Origin of the sequence: Actinacidiphila glaucinigra (assembly GCF_900188405.1) — a bacterium.
In the GTDB taxonomy this organism is placed as follows: Bacteria; Actinomycetota; Actinomycetes; order Streptomycetales; family Streptomycetaceae; genus Actinacidiphila; species Actinacidiphila glaucinigra.
Window position 1 is genome coordinate 86,921 of record NZ_FZOF01000002.1, and the last position, 18,042, is coordinate 104,962.

Consider the following 18,042-nt stretch of genomic DNA (forward strand, 5'->3'; position numbering starts at 1 on the left):
TCTCGGGACTGCCTGCAGAACCACGATGTGGACGGATTCCGGCGACGTCTCCCGTCGGGACGATGGAGGGGTCCGATCGACTCCCCCCGTCCCGACAGGAGCAGCGTGCCGTGACCACCACCACCGCACACCCCACCGCCACGGCCACGGCCGCCCGTGCCGTCGATCTGAGCAAGGTCTACGGAGACGGCGAGACCCGGGTCGTCGCGCTCGACGCGGTGTCGGTCGAGTTCCGCGCCGGCGAGTTCACCGCGATCATGGGGCCCTCGGGCTCGGGCAAGTCCACGCTGATGCACTGCATGGCGGGTCTGGACACGGTCTCGTCCGGCTCCGCGCGGATCGGGGACACCGAGCTGTCCGCGCTGAAGGACAAGCAGCTCACCAAGCTCCGCCGGGACAAGATCGGCTTCGTCTTCCAGGCGTTCAACCTGCTGCCCACGCTCACCGCCGCGGAGAACATCACCCTCCCGATGGACATCGCCGGCCGCAAGGCGGACAAGCAGTGGCTGGACCGCGTCGTCGACACCGTCGGGCTGTCCGAACGGCTCTCGCACCGGCCGTCCCAGCTGTCCGGCGGTCAGCAGCAGCGCGTCGCCGTCGCCCGGGCGCTGGCGAGCAGGCCCGAGATCATCTTCGCCGACGAGCCGACCGGCAACCTCGACTCCCGTTCCGGCGCGGAGATCCTCGGCTTCCTCCGCAACTCCGTCAAGGAGCTCGGCCAGACCGTCGTCATGGTCACCCACGACCCGGTCGCCGCCTCCTACGCGGACCGCGTGGTCTTCCTCGCCGACGGCCGGATCGTCGACGAACTGCACGGCCCGACCGCGGACACGGTGCTGGAGCGCATGAAGCGCTTCGACGCCAAGGGCCGCACCAGCTGATCCACGCCGCCGACCACGAGCCACGACCGAGAGACAACCCCTGACATGTTCCGTACCGCCCTGCGCAACGTGCTCGCGCACAAGGCCCGGCTGATGATGACCGTGCTCGCCGTGATGCTCGGCGTCTCCTTCGTCTCCGGCACCCTGGTGTTCACCGACACCATCGGCAGTGCCCTCCGCAAGGCTTCCGCCAGGAGCTACTCCGACGTCGCGGTCGCCGTCACCTACGGGGACGTCGACCATCCGCTCCCGCAGCGGCTGGTGGACGAGATCGGCCGACTGCCCGGCGCCGAGTCCACCACCGCGACCGTGAGCGGTTTCACCGCCATCGCCGACAAGGAGGGCCGGCTGGTCGGCGACGGCTGGTCCACCCGCGGCGGCAACTACACGGGGACGGGCCGCTATCCGATGCTGGAGGGCCGCGCCCCGCACGGCTCCTCCGAGGTCGCGCTGGACTCCAGGACCGCCGAGCGGACGGGCTACACCGTCGGCGACACCCTGCGGATGTCCATCGACGGCCCGGTGATGCGGCAGAAGGTCACCGGCGTCTTCAGCACGGACGACGGCAACGTCGCGGCGGGCGGCAGCCTGGTGCTCTTCGAGACCGCCACGGCCCAGAAGCTCTTCGGCAAGCCCGGCAGCTACGAGGAGATCGACGTCAAGGCGGCCCCCGGCACCGCCCAGGCCACGCTGAAGGCCGGGATCGAGAAGCTGCTCCCGCGCTACGCCAAGGACGCCTCCGCGACCACCGGCCAGAACCTCGCGGACGAGGAGGCGCGGCGGATCGCCTCGGACCTCAGCAGCTTCAACACCGCCCTGCTCAGCTTCGCCGGCATCGCGCTCTTCGTGGGCATCTTCATCATCGCCAACACCTTCACGATGCTGGTCGCACAGCGCACCAAGGAACTCGCCCTGCTGCGGGCGGTGGGCGCCAGCCGCCGGCAGGTGACCCGGTCGGTGCTGGTCGAGGCCCTCGTCGTGGGTGTGGTGGCCGGTGCCACCGGCTTCCTGCTGGGCATCGGCATCGCGGCCGTGATGCGGGCGGTGCTCGCCTCGGCCGGCGCACTCCTGCCCGACGGCGCCCTGGCCGTGCAGCCCGGCACGGCGGGGGCGGCGCTCGCGGTCGGTGTGGGCGTCACCGTGCTCGCCGCCTGGCTGCCGGCCCGCCGGGCGGCGAAGATCCCGCCGGTCGCGGCGATGAGCAGCGTGCACGCGCCGGCCACCGTCAAGGGCCTGCTCCTGCGCAACACGCTCGGCGCACTGCTGTCGGCGGCCGGTGCCGTCCTGGTGGTGGCCGGCTCGGGGATGAAGGACAACGGCAACATGGTCCTGGGCGGCGGCGCCGGGCTGCTGCTCATCGGCGTCTTCGTCCTCACCCCGCTGCTGTCCCGGCCGGTGGTCGCCGCGGCCGCGCCGCTGCTGCGGCCCTTCGGGGTCACGGGCAACCTCGCCCGGCAGAACTCCGTGCGCAACCCGCGGCGCACCGCCGCCACCGCCTCCGCGCTGATGATCGGCCTCACCCTGATCACCGCCCTGACGGTGGTGGCCATCTCGGTGAAGACGACGGTGGACGAACTGGCGGCCGCCCATCTGAAGGCCGACTACCAGATCACCATGGCCACCGGGCAGAACCTCTCCCCCGAGGTGGCCGAGAAGGTCGCCGGCGCCGACGGCGTCAGCGACTCCAGCGCGGTGCGCGACGCGCACACCGAGCTGGACGGCGAGGACGAGTGGGTCACCGGCGTCGACGCGCCGCAGATCGGCCGGCTGCTCGCGCTGGACTTCAGCCACGGCTCCCTGGCCGCGGTGCACGGCGAATCCATGGTCGTGGACTCCGACACCGCCGAGCGGCGCGGCTGGCACGCCGGGCAGAGCCTGCCGGTGCGCTACGACGACGGAACCAAGGGGCGGTTGACGATCGGCGGCGTCTTCGAGGGCGGCGACCTCATCAACGGCGTGATCATGGACAACGCCACGGTGACCCCGCACACCCCGAAGGCCGGGGACATGCGCATCCTGGTGAAGACGGCCGGTGGCGCCTCCGAGGCCCACCAGGACTCGCTGGTGAAGGCGCTCGGTGAGAACCCGGTGATCAAGATCCAGGACAAGGCGGCCATCTCCCGCGAACTCAGCTCCACCATCGACCTGATGCTGAACATCCTCTACGGGCTGCTCGCGATGGCCGTGCTGGTCGCGGTGCTGGGCGTGATCAACACGCTGGCGATGTCGGTCTTCGAGCGCAAGCACGAGATCGGCATGCTGCGGGCGATCGGCCTGGACCGCGCCGCGGTCAAGCGGATGATCCGGCTGGAGTCCCTGGTGATCTCGTTCTTCGGCGCGGTGCTCGGCCTGGGCCTCGGGGTCTTCCTCGCCTGGGCCGTCGGCGGGCTGATCAGGCCCGACCTGCCGAGCTACGCGATGGTGCTGCCCTGGGACCGGATCGGGGTGTTCCTGGCGATCGCCGCCCTGGTGGGCGTCCTGGCCGCGCTGTGGCCGGCCCGGCGGGCCGCCCGGCTGAACGTGCTGGAGGCCATCAAGGCCGAGTAGCGGGACGACGGGAAGCGCCCTCGGGGCGGGGGTCTTGGCGGCCCCCGCCCCGCGGTGCGTCAGGCCTGCCGGCCCGGGCCCAGCCAGTCGGCCCGGGTACGGGGCATCCCGGAACCGCCGTCCTTGTCCGGGCGGACGGCGAGGACCTGGTTGACGCCGATGCGGTTCTGCTCGAAGGAGAGCGCGGAGGCCGCCATGTAGAGCCGCCAGACGCGGGCGCGGCCGGCGCCGGCGAGGCGGACGGCCTCCGGCCAGTGGGCCTCCAGGTTGGCCACCCACTGCCGCAGGGTCAGGGCGTAGTGCTCGCGGATCGCCTCCACGTCCCGCACCTCCAGCCCGGCCTCCTCCAGCCGGGAGACGGTGGAGCCGACCGGGGCCAGCTCGCCGTCGGGGAAGACGTACCGGTCGATGAACTCGTCGACGTGGTAGGCCTCCTCGTCCGCCCAGGGGCGGCGGCCGATCTGGTGGTTGAGCAGCCGCCCGCCGGGCCGCAGGAGCCCGTAGAGCACCCCGGCGTACTGCCGGTAGCGCTCGCGGCCCACGTGCTCGGCCATGCCGATCGAGGAGATGGCGTCGTACGGCCCGTCGTCGACCGCCCGGTAGTCCTGCACGCGGATCTCGATCCGGTCGGCGAGGCCGGCGTCGGCGACCCGCTTGCGCGCGTGGGAGGCCTGCTCGGTGGAGAGCGTGACGCCGGTGGCGCGGACGCCGTAGTGCTCGGCGGCGTGCAGCACCATGGAGCCCCAGCCGCAGCCGACGTCCAGCAGCCTCTGCCCGGGCCGCAGTTCCAGCTTGCGGCAGATGAGGTCCAGCTTGGCCCGCTGGGCGTCCTCCAGGGTCGCGTCCGGCCCCTCCCAGTAGGCGCAGGAGTAGACCATGGACGGGCCGAGCACCAGCTCGTAGAAGTCGTTGCCGACGTTGTAGTGGTGGCTGATCGCCTGCCGGTCGCGGATCGGGCTGTGCAGCACGCCGGAGCGTCTGCGGACCTCCTCCGGCGGCGGGGGCGGCGGCAGTCCGGGACCGGCGAGGGCGAGCGCCTCGCGGGCCAGCCGGTAGGTCTCGGGGTCCCGCGCGATGCCGAGCAGACGGCGCGGTGAGGCCCCGCCCTCCTCGGCGGGGCGGTCCCAGACCAGCCCGGAGAGCCGGTCCAGCGCCTCGTACAGGTCGCCGTCGACGTCGAGTTCACCGGCCACCCAGGCGCGGACCAGGCCGAGTTCGCCGGGCTTCCACAGCAGCCGGCGCAGCGCCCTGCGGTGCCGTACGACCAGGGTCGGGGCGTCGGGCGGTCCGGTCTCGCTGCCGTCCCACGCGCGGATGCGCAACGGGACGGGGACGCCGAGCGCCTGCTCGGCGAGGGCGGTCAGTCGTCCGGCCGCATCGGCCATGGCGCGTACCTCCGTGCCTCCATGAAGACGGGTCCACTGGGCTGGGAAACGGATGCGGGATACACCGACATTCCCGCACTACCGCTTCTTTACCTCTACCCATCTCATGTCCTGTGCCCCGGGGCCAGGGACACGGGCACGACGAAGGGCGCCCGCCCCACGGATGGCGGACGCCCTTCGGCCGTACTGCTACCTGATCAGGCCTTGGCCTTGACGGCCTCGGCGGTGGCCGCCGCGGCCGGAACCGGCTTGGCGGCCTCGTAGAACTCCTCGCGGGGGTTCTCGATGGCGCCGAGCGAGACGACCTCGCGCTTGAGGAAGACCGCCAGCGTCCAGTCCGCGAGGACGCGGATCTTGCGGTTGAAGGTCGGGACCGCCATGCCGTGGTAGCCACGGTGCATGTACCAGGCCAGGCGGCCCTTGAACTTCAGCTTCATCTTGCCGAAGCGGACCAGGGCGACGCCCTTGTGCAGGCCGAGGCCGGCGACGGCACCCTTGTTGGCGTGCTTGTACGGCTTCTGCGGGAAGCCGCGCATGCCCGACACCACGTTGTCGCCGAGCACCTTGGCCTGGCGCAGCGCGTGCTGGGCGTTCGGCGGGCACCAGGCGCCGGGGCCGGAGGCCAGGTCGGGGACCTGGGCGTTGTCGCCGGCGGACCAGATGTAGTCCGTGCCCTGGACCTGGAGCGTCGCGGCGGTGTCCACGTGGCCGCGCGGGCCGAGCGGGAGGCCGTACTTGGCGAGCGCCGGGTTGGGCTTGACGCCCGCGGTCCACACGATCGTGGAGGCGTCGACCTCCAGGCCGTTGGCGAGTACCACGTGCTTGTCGACGCAGGAGGTCATGGAGGTGCTGAGGTAGACCTCGATGCCGCGCTCGCGCAGGTGCTCCAGACCCCAGGTGCCCAGCTCGGGACCGACCTCGGGGAGGATCTTGTCGGCGGCGTCGACGAGGATGAAGCGCATGTCCTCGCGCTTGACGTTGTTGTAGTACTTGGCCGCGTCGCGGGCCATGTCCTCGACCTCGCCGATCGTCTCGGCGCCGGCGAAGCCGCCGCCGACGAAGACGAAGGTGAGCGCCTTGCGGCGGACGTCCTCGTCGGTGGTGGAGTCGGCCTTGTCGAGCTGCTCCAGCACGTGGTTGCGCAGGCCGATGGCCTCCTCGACACCCTTCATGCCGATGCCGTGCTCCGCGAGACCCGGAATCGGGAAGGTGCGGGAGACGGCGCCGAGCGCGATCACCAGGTAGTCGAAGGGCAGTTCGTAGGTCTCGCCCACCAGCGGCTCGACGACCGCGACCTTGCGGTCCTGGTCGATGGTGGTGACCCGGCCGGTGAGGACCTCCGCCTTGGGGAGCACGCGGCGCAGCGGCACCACGACGTGGCGGGGGGAGATGCTGCCGGCGGCGGCTTCCGGCAGGAAAGGCTGGTACGTCATGTACGAGCGCGGGTCGACGACGGTGACCGTCGCTTCCGCGTAACGCATCTTCTTGAGGATGCGCCGCGCCGCGTACAGGCCGACGTACCCTCCGCCTACTACGAGGATCCTGGGACGCTCCGTGGTGCTCATGCTTCGAGTATTCACCACGCCCGAGGGGGTACCTCGTGAGCCCCTTCACAAGGTTTGCGGTGCCCTCTGCTACACTGCGCCGCTTCGTGATCAGGGCCACAGCACCCGGCGGGAACCCGCGGCGCCCTGCGGGCGTTGAGCGCCCCCTCCGACCAGCGGCGATCGGCATCCGGGGGTACCCCGCCACCTCCCCGCAACACAGCCGAAACACCGGTGCACCAAGGGCTTTGGGGGGTCCGGTGTGCCCCGGCCCCGGGAAGTTGGGCCGTCCGGCGGGAACTTTCATGTGAAGAAATTCACGAACTTTTCGGGGCGGGCGTGTCACGCCCGCCCCGAAGGCCCGCTCAGATGGAAAAGGCCCTGCTCAGGCGATGCTCAGGCAATGCTCCAGGCGATCCCGTCGAGGATGTCGTGCTCCGAGACCACGACCTCCCGGGCGCCCGTACGCTCCATGATCCGCAGCAGCACCAGGGCCCCGGCGCCGATCACGTCGACCCGTCCCGGGTGCATCACCGGGATCGCGGCGCGCTCGGCGTGGGTGGCGGCCAGCAGGCGGGCGCTGATCTCGCGCACCGTCGCGACCGGGATGCGGGAGTGGTGGATGGCGGCCCAGTCGTACTCGGGCAGGTCCAGCGCGATCGCGGCGACCGTGGTGACGGAACCGGCCAGCCCGACGAGGGTGCGGGCCTCGCGCAGCGGGACGGTCTGCTCCGCGAGGTCGAGGGCGGCGTCGATGTCCCGCGTCATGGCGGCGATCTGACGGGCGGTCGGCGGGTCGGTGACCACGCCGTCGTGGACCAGGTGCCGCTCGGTCATCCGCACGCAGCCGACGTCGACCGAACGCGCGGCCCTGACGCGGTCGTCCCCGACGACGAACTCCGTGGAGCCGCCGCCGATGTCCACGACCAGGAAGGGGCGTTCGAGGTCCGTCCGCCCGGTCAGCTCCTTGGTGGCCCCGGTGAAGGAGAACTCCGCCTCCTGGTCGCCGGTGATCACCTCGGGCTCGACGCCGAGGATGTCCACCACCCCGCGCACGAAGTCGTCGCGGTTGGCGGCGTCGCGGGAGGCGGAGGTCGCCACGAACCGGACCTCGCGCGCGCCCAGCTCCCCGATCACGCCCGCGTACTCACGGCAGGCCGCGAAGGTGCGCTCCAGGGCCTCGGGGGCGAGCCGGCCGGTACGGTCCACGTCCTGTCCGAGCCGGACGATGGTCATCCGGCGGTCCAGGTCCTTGATCTCGCCGGTCGCGGGGTCCGCGTCCGCGACGAGCAGGCGGATGGAGTTGGTGCCGCAGTCGACGGCGGCGACCCGGGTCACTCGCCGTCCTCCTGCTGCCCGGCACCGCCGCAGGGGCTCACGCACGGGCCCTTGCGCCACCACTCGGGCAGCATCGCGATCGTCTCGTCGCCCAGCGGGTTCACCCCGGGCCCGGCCGCGAGGGAGTGGCCGACCAGGACGTGCAGGCACTTGACCCGGTCCGGCATGCCGCCGGCGCTGGGGAAGCCCTCCAGGACCTCGATGGCGTCCCGGCGGGCGATGTAGTCCTCGTGCGCGGCGCGGTAGGCGGCGGCCAGTTCCTCGTCCTCGGCGAGTCGGGCCGTCATCTCCTTCATGACGCCCTCGGCCTCGAGGGTGCCGATCGCCGAGGCGGCGCGCGGGCAGGTCAGGTAGTACAGCGTCGGGAACGGAGTCCCATCCTCCAGGCGCGGCGCCGTCTCCACCACGTCGGGGTTGCCGCAGGGGCAGCGGTGCGCGATGGCCCGCAGGCCGCGCGGCGGTCGGCCGAGCTGCTCCTTGAAGGCGGCGATGTCCGCCTCGGTGGGCGGGGCGTGCTCGGTCTGCGGCGGGGGCTTTTCCATGCCTGGGCGTGTCTCTTTCGGGGCTGGCGTCAACGGTGTGCTGCTGCGGCGGCGTCCGCGTGGTCGACGCCGTCCCACAGGTTGGCGTACCAGGGGCGGCGGGCGGCGCTGTCGCTGTGGCGGGCGCCGGAGTCCTCGGGGGCCGCGGCCCCGCTGGGCTCCACCACCGTATACGCCGTCTCGCCCGGCAGTACGTAGTGCAGCCGGGCCCGGGCCTGCGCCTTGACGTACTCCGGGTCCTGCCAGCGGGCCTTCTCCTCGCGCAGCTCGTCCACCCGCTTGCGCGCCTGCTCGGCCTGCTTGCGCTGGTCGGCGATCTGCGAGCGCTGCGCGACGTACTGGCGCATGGGGTAGGCCAGGGCCACGACCAGGGCGCAGACGACCAGCGCCAGCAGCGCGGCCCGGCCGGTCAGCCGGTTGCGGCCGCGGGGCAGCGAGGGCCGAGGGCGGCCGGCCGCGCGGTAGACGCGGGCCTGCGCCTGTGCCCCGAGGGCACGGATGCGCGTCGCGGTGGAGAAGCGATCCGGCACGTGCACCTCCGGTGGGGGTTCGGGTGGCCCTTGCCTGCGCACGGTGCCGCCCGCCGCGGGCGCGGCGGGCGGCACCGGACGGCCGGTCTCAGCCCTTGAAGCGGGGGAACGCGGAGCGGCCGGCGTACACCGCGGCGTCGTCGAGGATCTCCTCGATGCGCAGCAGCTGGTTGTACTTGGCGACGCGCTCGCTGCGCGCGGGGGCGCCGGTCTTGATCTGGCCGCAGTTGGTGGCGACGGCGAGGTCGGCGATGGTGACGTCCTCGGTCTCGCCGGAGCGGTGCGACATCATGCACTTGTAGCCGTTGCGCTGGGCCAGCTCGACCGCGTCGAGGGTCTCGGTCAGGGAGCCGATCTGGTTGACCTTGACCAGCAGCGCGTTGGCGGTGCCGCTGTCGATGCCGCGCTGCAGCCGCTCGGGGTTGGTGACGAACAGGTCGTCGCCGACCAACTGGACCTTGTCACCGAGCTCCTCGGTGATCGTCTTCCAGCCGTCCCAGTCCTCCTCGTTCAGCGGGTCCTCGATGGAGACCAGCGGGTACGCCGCGACCAGCTCGGCGTAGTACGCGGTCATCTCGGCCGCCGACAGGGACTTGCCCTCGAAGGAGTACCCGCCGTCCTTGTAGAACTCGGAGGCGGCCACGTCGAGCGCGAGCGCGATGTCCTGGCCGGGCTGGTAGCCGGCCTTCTTGATGGCCTCGACGATCAGGTCGAGGGCGTCGCGGTTGCTCGGCAGGTTCGGGGCGAAGCCGCCCTCGTCGCCGAGGCCGGTGGACAGGCCGCGCTCCTTCAGGACCCCCTTGAGGGTGTGGTAGACCTCGGCGCCCCAGCGCAGGGCCTCGGAGAAGGACTCCGCGCCCACGGGCGCGATCATGAACTCCTGGATGTCCACGTTGGAGTCGGCGTGCGAGCCGCCGTTCAGGATGTTCATCATCGGGACCGGCAGCACGTGGGCGTTCGGGCCGCCCAGGTAGCGGAAGAGCGGCAGGTCGGAGGCCTCGGAGGCGGCGTGGGCCACGGCCAGCGAGACGCCGAGGATGGCGTTGGCGCCGAGCGAGGACTTGTCCGGGGTGGCGTCCAGGTCGAACATCGCCTGGTCGATCAGCCGCTGCTCGGTCGCGTCGTAGCCGACCAGCTCGGGGCCGATCTGCTCGATGACGGCCAGCACGGCCTTCTCCACGCCCTTGCCCAGGTAACGGCTCTTGTCGCCGTCACGGAGCTCGAGGGCCTCGAACGCACCGGTGGAAGCACCGGAGGGGACGGCTGCACGGCCCGTGCTGCCGTCGTCGAGGCCGACCTCGACCTCGACGGTGGGGTTGCCTCGCGAGTCGAGGATTTCCCGGGCTACGACGACGTCGATGGACGGCACGTGAGTCTCCTTCTGGATGTCTCTTCGTTTCGGCATGAGCCTAACCGACCCGAAAAGCCCCGGCCGGGCACGCTCGGGGGATGGACACGCCCGTGCTCGGAACGGAGGAGAAAGTTCAGCCCGATGTCAGCCCTCGTCCGCCGGGCGCGGGTGGACACCCGGCCCGGCGGCGCGCGGGCGGCTCAGCGGCCGAGGTCCAGGTACGAACCGGGGCTGATCGCGTTCGGGTCGTCGCCGATGACGTCGCGGTTGGCGTCGTACAGGCCGCGCCAGCCGCCCGCCACGTCCTGCTCCATCGCGATCTCGCAGAGCGAGTCGCCCTCCTGCACCAGGTAGCGCTTGCCGGTGGTGCTCTTGGCGCTCGCGTCGTTGTCCCGGCCGGTGTCGGCCTTCCTGGTCTCCGCGCGCGTGTCGGTGGAGAGCGGGATGACGCCCCAGGCCGCCTCGCCCTCCACGAAGTGGGCCGGCAGTCCGCTGGGGCCGTGCTCGAAGGTCCCGGCGGCACCCGTGGTGTCCCCGGTGGCGGGGCCGTCGGTGGCGGTGCCGGCCTCCGGCTTGCGGTGCTTGCCGGTGCCCTTGCCCTCGCCCTTGTCGCCGGCGGAGGGGGTCGCGGACGCGTCGGGGCCCGTGGTCGGGTCGGCGTCCGGGGTGGCGGCGGTGTCGTCGCCGGTGCCCGGGGTGGTGGTGCCGGTGGAGTCGTCGCCGGAGGTGGCGCCGTCGTCGGTGTCCTCGTCGCCGGTGCCGGTGCCGGTGGAGTCGCCCGATCCCTGGTCGTCGTGGCCGTGGCCGCCGTGCAGCAGGTCGTCGAGGGCGTCGGTGAGCCCCGAGGAGTCGGCGCAGCCGGACCAGGCGTCCGGGCCGAGCTCGGCCAGGATCTTCTCGGCCACGGATATCTGCTCGTTGCGGCTGGCGAGGTCAGGACGCTCGGCGTACTGCTCGCCGCCGTACTGCTGCCAGGTCTCCTCGGTGATCTGCAGACCGCCGAAGAACCCGTTGCCGGTGTTCGAGCTCCACAGACCGCCGCTCTCGCACATGGCGACGGCGTTCCAGGTGCTGTTGGCGTCGGCGGCGCTGGCGCCGCTCGCTGCGAAGAGGGGGAGCGTGAGGCCCGCCCCGGTCGCCGCTACCGCGACCATTGCGGTCGGGGCCTGACGCGGCTTGCGGTGTCGGCCGTTCCCGGACTTCAGCATGCGCCATCGCCTTTCACATTCGAATACTGCGATGGCGCCAGACCGTAGCCGCCTTGGCCCATGCATCACAAGTCGATGTCTCACGGATCACGCCAAGATCACGTTCTGACGTCACGTCAGTCACTTTCCGGCGTGAACGCGACGGGCAGGGTGCGCAGACCGCGCATGATCAGGCCGCCGCGCCACCTCAACTCAGCTGGTTCCGCCGCCAGTTGGAGGTCCGGCAGCCGGGTCAGCAGCGTCGCCAGCGCGGCCTGTGCCTCGAGCCTCGCGAGCGGCGCGCCAAGGCAGTAGTGGATGCCGTGACCGTAGCCGAGGTGCTGGTTGTCGCGGCGCGTGAGATCGAGGGCGTCCGGGTCGGCGAAGCGGGCCGGATCACGGTCGGCCGCCGCCAGGACGACGAGCACCGGGTCGCCGGTGGCGACGGACTGCCCGCCGACGGTGAGCGGTTCGGTGGCGAAGCGCCAGGTCGCCAGCTCCACCGGGCCGTCGTAGCGCAGCAGTTCCTCGACGGCGGTGCCCAGCAGCTCGTGCTCGCCGCGGGCGAGGGAGTCCTGCAGCCGCCGCCGCTGCTCGGGGTGGCGCAGCAGCGTGTAGGTGCCGTTGCCGATGAGGTTGACGGTCGTCTCGAAGCCCGCGAAGAGCAGGATGAAGGCCATCGCGGCGGCCTCGTTCTCGGTGAGGTGCTCACCGTGGTCGCTGGCCCGGATCAACCCCGAGATCAGGTCGTCGCCGAGTTCCGAGCGCTTGCGGTGGATCAGTTCCAGCAGGTAGGCGCGCATCTTCTTCACCGAGCGGGCCACTCCCCCGCGCGGCCCGCCGCCGTGCCGGATCATCATGCCCGCCCAGTCCCGGAAGTCGTCCTGGTCCTCGGCTGGGACGCCCAGCAGGTCGCAGATGGCGTAGATCGGCAGCGGGAACGCGAACTCATGGATGAGATCCGCCTCGCCCTTGCCGGCGAAACCGTCGATCAGCCGGTCGGTGAGCTCCTGCACCCGCGGCGCGAACCCGGCCACCCGGCGCGGGGTGAAGGCCTTGGAGACCAGCCGCCGCAGCCGGGTGTGGTCGGGCGGATCGATGTTGAGCAGGTGCGTCATGAGGTCGGCGCTGCGCTCACCCGGAATCCCCACCTTCCCCTTGGCGTGGGCGTGTTCGGAGTGGTGGACGGGGTTCTTGCTGAGCCGCGCGTCGGCCAGCGCCTGCTTGGCGTCCGCGTACCGGGTGACCAGCCAGGCCTCCACCCCGCTGGGCAGGGTCGTGCGGTGCACCGGGGAGTGCTCGCGCAGCCAGGCGTACGCGGGGTACGGATCGGTCGCGAACTGCCAGGTGAACAGCTCGGGGGCGGCCGGGATGCCGGGGTCGGGGGTCACACTGTCATGCACCCCATGACGTTAGCCGGTCGCGGCTGAGCCGGTCGGCGAGCCTGGTCGTCTCCGGGAGGCGGTAGGCGGGGGCGAGGGCGAGCACATGACGGCAGGCGGTGTCCAGGTCGACGCCGTGGCCGGTCGAGACGTAGACCGGCTTCACCCCGGTCTGGGTCCGCAGCACCCGGCCCACCGTCTCCCCCGCGTCCACCAGCGGCGCGCTCGATCCCCGGGCGTCACCGAGGGCGGCCGGGTCCCAGGTGCCGACGAACGGCGTCTTCGCCACCCCCGCGGCCGGCAGGCCGGTGACCACCCCCAGATGGCAGGCGAGCCCGAAGCGGCGCGGGTGCGCCAGACCCTGGCCGTCGCAGAGCAGCAGGTCAGGGGTGACGGAGAGCTTCTCCAGCGCCTCGATCAGCACGGGCAGTTCGCGGAAGGCGAAGAGCCCGGGCACGTACGGGAACGCGGCCCGGGCGGTGGCCGTGACCTGCTCGACCGGGGCCAGCGTCGCGGTGTCGAGCACGACGACGGCGGCGGCGACGGTGTCGCCCTCGGCACCGTGACCGCCGCCGTAGGCGACGTCCAGCCCGGCCACGTAGCGCGGGCGCTGCGGGCCGGGGCCGTGGTGGTCCGCCAGCGGGCGCAGCCGGTCCTGCAGGGCCAGGGCCTCCGCCTCGTCGCGCGGCCAGGCGTGCGGTACGTCGATGCGCATGGCCTGCAGCGTAGGGCGTGCCGCCACGTGAACTCCCCCGTCCGACGCTGGGAGGTGCCCCCAGGTGCCTCGTGGCGGGCCGCTCGGACGATTCGACAGGTCCCCCCGGCCGAAGGCTGGGGGGGCACGTGACGACACGGCCTCAGGGCCGCCTGCGGGCGGCGGCCGGCCCGGGCCGGCCGCCGCGCGGTCAGTGCTCTTCCTTGCCGCTCTCCTCCTGGCCCGGCCCGGAACGGGTCGGCGCGCCTCTGGGGACCCCGCCCGCCCCGCCCGCGGCGCCCGCCGGACGGCGGGTGCCCTCGGGGCTGCGGGCGCCGCTTTCGGGGCTCCGGGCGCCGGGGCCGCCCGTGCCGGGACTTCGGGTGCCGCCCTCCGGGCTGCTCACTCCGTGGGAGCCCCAGTTGCCGAAGCCCTTGAGGGAGTGCGGGAGGCGCCGGATGCCGTCCTGGGGCCATTCGTCCGGCTCCCGCCATTCGGTGAGCGTGTGCCGCTCGCCGTCCTGGTGGCCGGGCCCGTGGTCGGCCGGGGTCTCCCGGCCGTACTCCTGGCGGGTGTGCCACGCCCCGCCACGGGGCTGCGGTTTCTGCTCGGGGGGCGGTTCCTTGCCGCGGGCCCACATCCCGATCGACACGGCGCCGACCAGGATCCCGACCAGGAAGATGCCCACTACCAACGGCGCGATGCCGACGATGTAGTCGTGCGGCACGGCCAGCTGGATCTGTTCCAGTGCTCGCATACGTCCCATTTACCCGCTGTGCCCCAGGCTGACGCACACCAGCGGAAGGAGATGTTCCGCGGCAGGTCAGCCCGTCTTCTCGGCCTCCAGGATCGCGTCCCGGTAGCGGCGCGCGGCGGCGCGCAGGGCGGACTCCGGGTCGATGCCGGCCGCCTGGGCGGCGAGCGCGAGCGCCAGCAGGCGGTCACCGGTGTCGGCGGCGTCCTGGTCCGGCTCGGCCACGGACAGGCCCGCCTGACGGGCCCGGGAGCCGAGCTTGGCGGCGAGGGCGAGCGCGGGCTGGCCGAGGGGGATGCCCTCGGTGACCGAGCCGCGCCGCTTCTCCTCCGCCTTGGTGCGCAGCCAGTGCTCGCGGACGTCCTCAGCCGTCTCGGCGACGGCGTCGCCGAAGACGTGCGGGTGCCGGTGGATCAGCTTGTCCACGATGGTGGCGGCGACGTCGTCGATCGAGAACGGCTCCTCCGGGTCGTCCTGCGCGATCCGCGCGTGGAAGACGACCTGCAGCAGCACGTCGCCGAGCTCCTCGCGCAGGGCCTCCCGGTCGCCCTCCTCGGCGGCCTCGGCGAGCTCGTAGACCTCCTCGATGCCGTACTTCACCAGTTCCTCGGTGGTACGGACGCTGCTCCAGGGGCACTCGCGGCGGATCCGGTCCATCACCTGCACCAGGTCCAGCAGCCGCGCGCCCGGCAGGTCGTAGGAGCCGGGCAGCAGCTCCAGGTCCGGCATGTGGACCCGGCCGGAGCCGCCGAGCCGGGAGAGTTCGTCGGTGACGGCGCGGTCGCCCTCGCCGCCGGCCAGGTAGACCACCGTGCGCCCGCCCCCGGTGAGGTCGACCAGCTCCCGCCCGGTGGGCGCGGACGGCTCGACGGCGACCCCGGCCTCGCGCAGGTACGGCAGCTGCGGATTCCCCGGGTCGGGGCAGACGACCAGGTCGGCGGCGCGCAGCAGCTCCCAGGCGGGCCAGGAGAGCAGGCCGGGGGCGATCCGGTGGGTGGTGGTCAGCAGTACCAGGCGGCCCGGGAGGGCGGAGTCATCGGAGTGGTCCACCCGACGAAACTACCTCGCCGCGGAACGGCACCGGGGCCGGGCCCGCGATCGGACCCGGCCCCGGCCACGCCGCGTCCCGGGCCTGGCCCGGGCCGGCTCAGGCCTGTGCGGAACGGCGGCTGACCTCGGACAGCCACGGGTCCTTGGTGGCGTCCAGGTCGAGCTTGTCGGAGTTCCACTTGCCGTAGCGCGGGTTGACGTCGATGCGGAGGCTCTTCGACGTGTCCCGCAGTACCTTGATCAGCGCCGTCTGGCCCTCGGGGGTCTGCACGTCGGCGCCGTAGTGGGTGGCGACCTTCTGCATCAGCAGGTCGGTGCGGATGCTCTCGTCGATGTCGGCGGGCACCATCGCGTAGGTCTGCAGCAGCTGGGCCTCCAGGGCCTCCTTGCCGCCGGCCTGCTGCTCGCTGTCCGTCCGGGCCTTCTGCAGCTCGCGCCGGCTGACGGAGACGCCGATGTCCTCGGCCGCCCGCTCGATCACCTCGTTCTGCACCAGCCGGTGCACGACGTTGCGCTGCAGATCGCTGCTGGCCTCGATGAGCTGGGCGGCCTGCGGGGTCTTCTCCTGTGCGTCACGCACGGCGGCGACCTTCGCCTGGACCGCCTCCACGGTGATCTGCTCGCCGCCCACGACGGCCGCGGCACCCGCGTGCGGTGTGCCGCAGGACGTCAGCAGTGGCGCTGCGAGCAGCACGGCTGCGGCGGCGGTGACGGAGAGCGCAGTCCTGCGGCGGAGCATTTTTGCCTCCCGGCAAGGGATCGAGCGACGGTGCACGACCTGGCAGTGATGCAGTGATCGAGGATATTGAGCGGGGCGCCGGGATATCCAGCACTCTGCACAACACACTGCGCAAACGATCCGCGGCACCTCAGGTGTCGCAGGCGACACCGTCGCCGTCGCGGTCCAGCGAACGCGAGTAACCGGGGTCGCCGCGGTGCAGCGGGGCGGCGCCCGCCTCGCGGGCCGCGGCGCAGTTCGCGTACGTGGCATCCGGCGCGGGGGCGGTGCCCTCCTTGCCGTCTCCGCCGCCGTCCTCACCGCCGGAATCCGGGCCGCCGGAATCCGGGCCGCCGCCGGACGCCACCGGCTTGCCGGCGTCCGGCAGGGGCTCGTCGGGGCAGGTGTCGAGCACCTTCACCATGGCGGCCTTCTCGGCCTCGGTGACCCACAGCCCGTACTTCTTCTTCACCGCGACCTGGCGCGCCACGTACGGGCAGCGGAAGGCCTTGTCCGGCGGCAGCCAGGTCGCCGCGTCGCCGTCGCCCTTGCCGCGGTTGGTCGGCCCGTCGACGGCGAGGAGGTTGAGCGGGTCGTTGGCGATCTGCCTGCGCTTGTCGCGGGACCAGTACTTGGCGCCCTTCTGCCAGGCGTCGCTGAGCGCCACGACGTGGTCGATGTCGACCGTGCTGCGGCCGCGCGTGAAGTCGATCCGCCTGCCGGTGTACGGGTCGGCGAGGGTGCCCGAGACGACCACGCAGTCCCCGCCCCGGTCGGCGCGGAAGGAGGTGCCGGTGAGGTCGCGGCGGAGTATGTCGTCGCGGGTGCCGCAGCCGTTGTGGTCGGTGTCCGCCCAGGCCGCGCCGAACTCGTCCCGCGCATAGCCCGTCTTGGGGGCTCTGCCCTTCACCGCCAGGTCGCCCACCGCCTTGAGCGCGCTGCCCTTCGGCCCGTCGCTCCCGGCGCCGCTGCCCGTGCCGCTGCCGAGGCCCTCGCCGGTGCAGCCGGCCAGACCCGCGCCGAGCAGCACGGCGACGGCCGCCGCTGCCGTTCCCGCCCTGGTTGTAAGCACCTTGGCACTCTAGGGGGTGGGGCGTACGGCCCGGCAGGGGGCGTCCGGTGGCCGAACCGTGGGGCGTACGGCGCCCGGTGACGGCCCGGCGGGAGGGAAGCCGACGGCCCCGGCGCGGCGTGCGCCGGGGTCGGGGCCGGGGCCGGGGCCAAGACCGGGGAAAGCAGCCGGCGGCCTCAGCCGGCCAGCTTGTCGACGTCGAGGATGTCCTTGGCCGCCGGGGCGGTGACCTCCGCCGGCTCGTCGAAGTCGGAGAAGAGCAGGGTGCCGGGCTCCTTGCCGCCCTTGACGACCACCTTCAGCACATACGGCCTGCCCTCGGTCGCCACGTAGGCGGTGGTGGTCTCGGCGCCGTCCTTGCTGGTGATCGGCACGGCGGGCGTGCCGTCGACGGTGACGGGCTTGCCCTTCTTCCCGCCGAGGTCGCCGTCCGAGTCCTTCTCCAGTTCGGCGAGGAACGCGTCGAGGTCGCAGGTTTCGACGAGGTCCTTGTTGTCCGGCGCGTCGGCCTTGGTCTTCATCCACCGGCCGGCGAGAAGGTCCTTCAGCGCGGCACCGTCGGAGCCCTGTGCCTTCCAGAAGGCGTCGTCGCCCTTCATGTAGAGCGAGGGGCCCGCCTTGACGAGCTGCATGGTGCCGCCCTCGGCGGTGACCTCGCCCTCGCAGTCGCCGGTCCTGCCCATCGTCATACGGAACTTCATCGGCTCGCCGTCGGTGACGCCGTCGAGGGCGACGGTCATCGTCGCAGCGGACTTCATGGCGGCCAGGGACTTCTTGCCGATCGTGGCGACCGGCTGGTCGGCGAGGGCGGTGGAGGCCGGTGCCGCCGTGCCGCCGAGCGGGCCGCAGGCGGCCATGGTGAGGGCGGCGGCGGAGCAGCCGAGGGCCGTGAGCGCGCGGCGAGAGGTGGTCATGTGGGTCGTCCCCCTTGGTGGACAGCGTGTGGATGACGGTTGCGGGCCGGCGGAACGCCGAGGGACTCCGTGAACCGATGGGTCAATCACAGCATGAGCTGTGAACCGAGTCAACATGAGATTTCGATTCACATGGATTCACGGCGTGAAGCC

At 72.4% G+C, this 18,042-nt stretch carries 16 protein-coding genes; 2 read left to right on the forward strand and 14 right to left on the reverse strand.

The genetic code is table 11. The features are described from left to right. The first annotated feature begins 62 nt into the window (after nt 1-62). Together CHF15_RS04335 and CHF15_RS04340 are read left to right on the forward strand one after the other, a co-directional pair. Nucleotides 63-881, forward strand: coding sequence for an ABC transporter ATP-binding protein (locus CHF15_RS04335; RefSeq protein ID WP_245938659.1), 819 nt, complete (start codon nt 63-65; stop codon nt 879-881). 45 nt (nt 882-926) lie between these two features. Further along, complete coding sequence (locus tag CHF15_RS04340; protein ID WP_089222269.1) at nt 927-3,428, forward strand: ABC transporter permease; 2,502 nt, start codon at nt 927-929, stop codon at nt 3,426-3,428. Nucleotides 3,429-3,487: 59 nt separating this feature from the next. Here CHF15_RS04340 and CHF15_RS04345 read toward each other — a convergent pair whose 3' ends face one another. The 14 genes from CHF15_RS04345 to CHF15_RS04410 form a co-directional block, all read right to left on the reverse strand. Continuing rightward, nucleotides 3,488-4,813 carry an SAM-dependent methyltransferase gene (locus CHF15_RS04345; RefSeq protein WP_089222270.1) on the reverse strand — a complete coding sequence of 442 codons (1,326 nt, stop codon included), beginning with the start codon at nt 4,811-4,813 and terminating at the stop codon, nt 3,488-3,490. A 197-nt stretch (nt 4,814-5,010) separates the two neighbouring features. Then, a complete protein-coding gene (locus CHF15_RS04350; RefSeq protein ID WP_089222271.1) occupies nt 5,011-6,378 on the reverse strand; it encodes an NAD(P)/FAD-dependent oxidoreductase in 1,368 nt (455 codons plus the stop codon). 375 nt (nt 6,379-6,753) lie between these two features. Further along, the gene (locus CHF15_RS04355) at nt 6,754-7,695 is read right to left on the reverse strand and encodes a Ppx/GppA phosphatase family protein (RefSeq protein WP_089222272.1); all 942 of its coding nucleotides are present in this window, start codon (nt 7,693-7,695) and stop codon (nt 6,754-6,756) included. After that, the gene (locus tag CHF15_RS04360; RefSeq protein ID WP_089222273.1) at nt 7,692-8,237 is read right to left on the reverse strand and encodes a DUF501 domain-containing protein; all 546 of its coding nucleotides are present in this window, start codon (nt 8,235-8,237) and stop codon (nt 7,692-7,694) included. Before CHF15_RS04360 ends, CHF15_RS04355 begins: the two co-directional genes overlap by 4 nt. Before the next feature lie 29 nt (nt 8,238-8,266). Further along, nucleotides 8,267-8,767 (reverse strand): FtsB family cell division protein, encoded by a 501-nt coding sequence (locus CHF15_RS04365; protein WP_089222274.1) that lies wholly within the window; start codon nt 8,765-8,767, stop codon nt 8,267-8,269. An 88-nt stretch (nt 8,768-8,855) separates the two neighbouring features. Further along, complete coding sequence (gene eno, locus CHF15_RS04370) at nt 8,856-10,136, reverse strand: phosphopyruvate hydratase (protein WP_089222275.1); 1,281 nt, start codon at nt 10,134-10,136, stop codon at nt 8,856-8,858. A 182-nt stretch (nt 10,137-10,318) separates the two neighbouring features. Next, complete coding sequence (locus CHF15_RS04375) at nt 10,319-11,326, reverse strand: transglycosylase family protein (RefSeq protein ID WP_089222276.1); 1,008 nt, start codon at nt 11,324-11,326, stop codon at nt 10,319-10,321. Nucleotides 11,327-11,442: 116 nt separating this feature from the next. After that, nucleotides 11,443-12,708 carry a cytochrome P450 family protein gene (locus CHF15_RS04380; RefSeq protein ID WP_245938660.1) on the reverse strand — a complete coding sequence of 422 codons (1,266 nt, stop codon included), beginning with the start codon at nt 12,706-12,708 and terminating at the stop codon, nt 11,443-11,445. Then, nucleotides 12,701-13,402 carry an endonuclease V gene (locus tag CHF15_RS04385; RefSeq protein WP_089222278.1) on the reverse strand — a complete coding sequence of 234 codons (702 nt, stop codon included), beginning with the start codon at nt 13,400-13,402 and terminating at the stop codon, nt 12,701-12,703. The genes CHF15_RS04380 and CHF15_RS04385 overlap by 8 nt, the downstream gene beginning before the upstream one ends. Nucleotides 13,403-13,592: 190 nt before the next feature. Further along, entirely contained in the window at nt 13,593-14,138 is a 546-nt protein-coding gene (locus CHF15_RS04390) for a DUF6479 family protein (protein ID WP_089222279.1), read from the reverse strand. A gap of 66 nt (nt 14,139-14,204) precedes the next feature. Further along, nucleotides 14,205-15,185, reverse strand: coding sequence for a nucleoside triphosphate pyrophosphohydrolase (locus tag CHF15_RS04395; RefSeq protein ID WP_089222280.1), 981 nt, complete (start codon nt 15,183-15,185; stop codon nt 14,205-14,207). Nucleotides 15,186-15,282: 97 nt separating this feature from the next. Continuing rightward, a complete protein-coding gene (locus CHF15_RS04400) occupies nt 15,283-15,924 on the reverse strand; it encodes a SurA N-terminal domain-containing protein (RefSeq protein WP_089222281.1) in 642 nt (213 codons plus the stop codon). Nucleotides 15,925-16,054: 130 nt separating this feature from the next. After that, nucleotides 16,055-16,975 carry a GmrSD restriction endonuclease domain-containing protein gene (locus tag CHF15_RS04405; protein WP_410169618.1) on the reverse strand — a complete coding sequence of 307 codons (921 nt, stop codon included), beginning with the start codon at nt 16,973-16,975 and terminating at the stop codon, nt 16,055-16,057. 176 nt (nt 16,976-17,151) lie between these two features. After that, entirely contained in the window at nt 17,152-17,889 is a 738-nt protein-coding gene (locus CHF15_RS04410; protein ID WP_089222283.1) for a hypothetical protein, read from the reverse strand. Nucleotides 17,890-18,042: the final 153 nt, after the last annotated feature.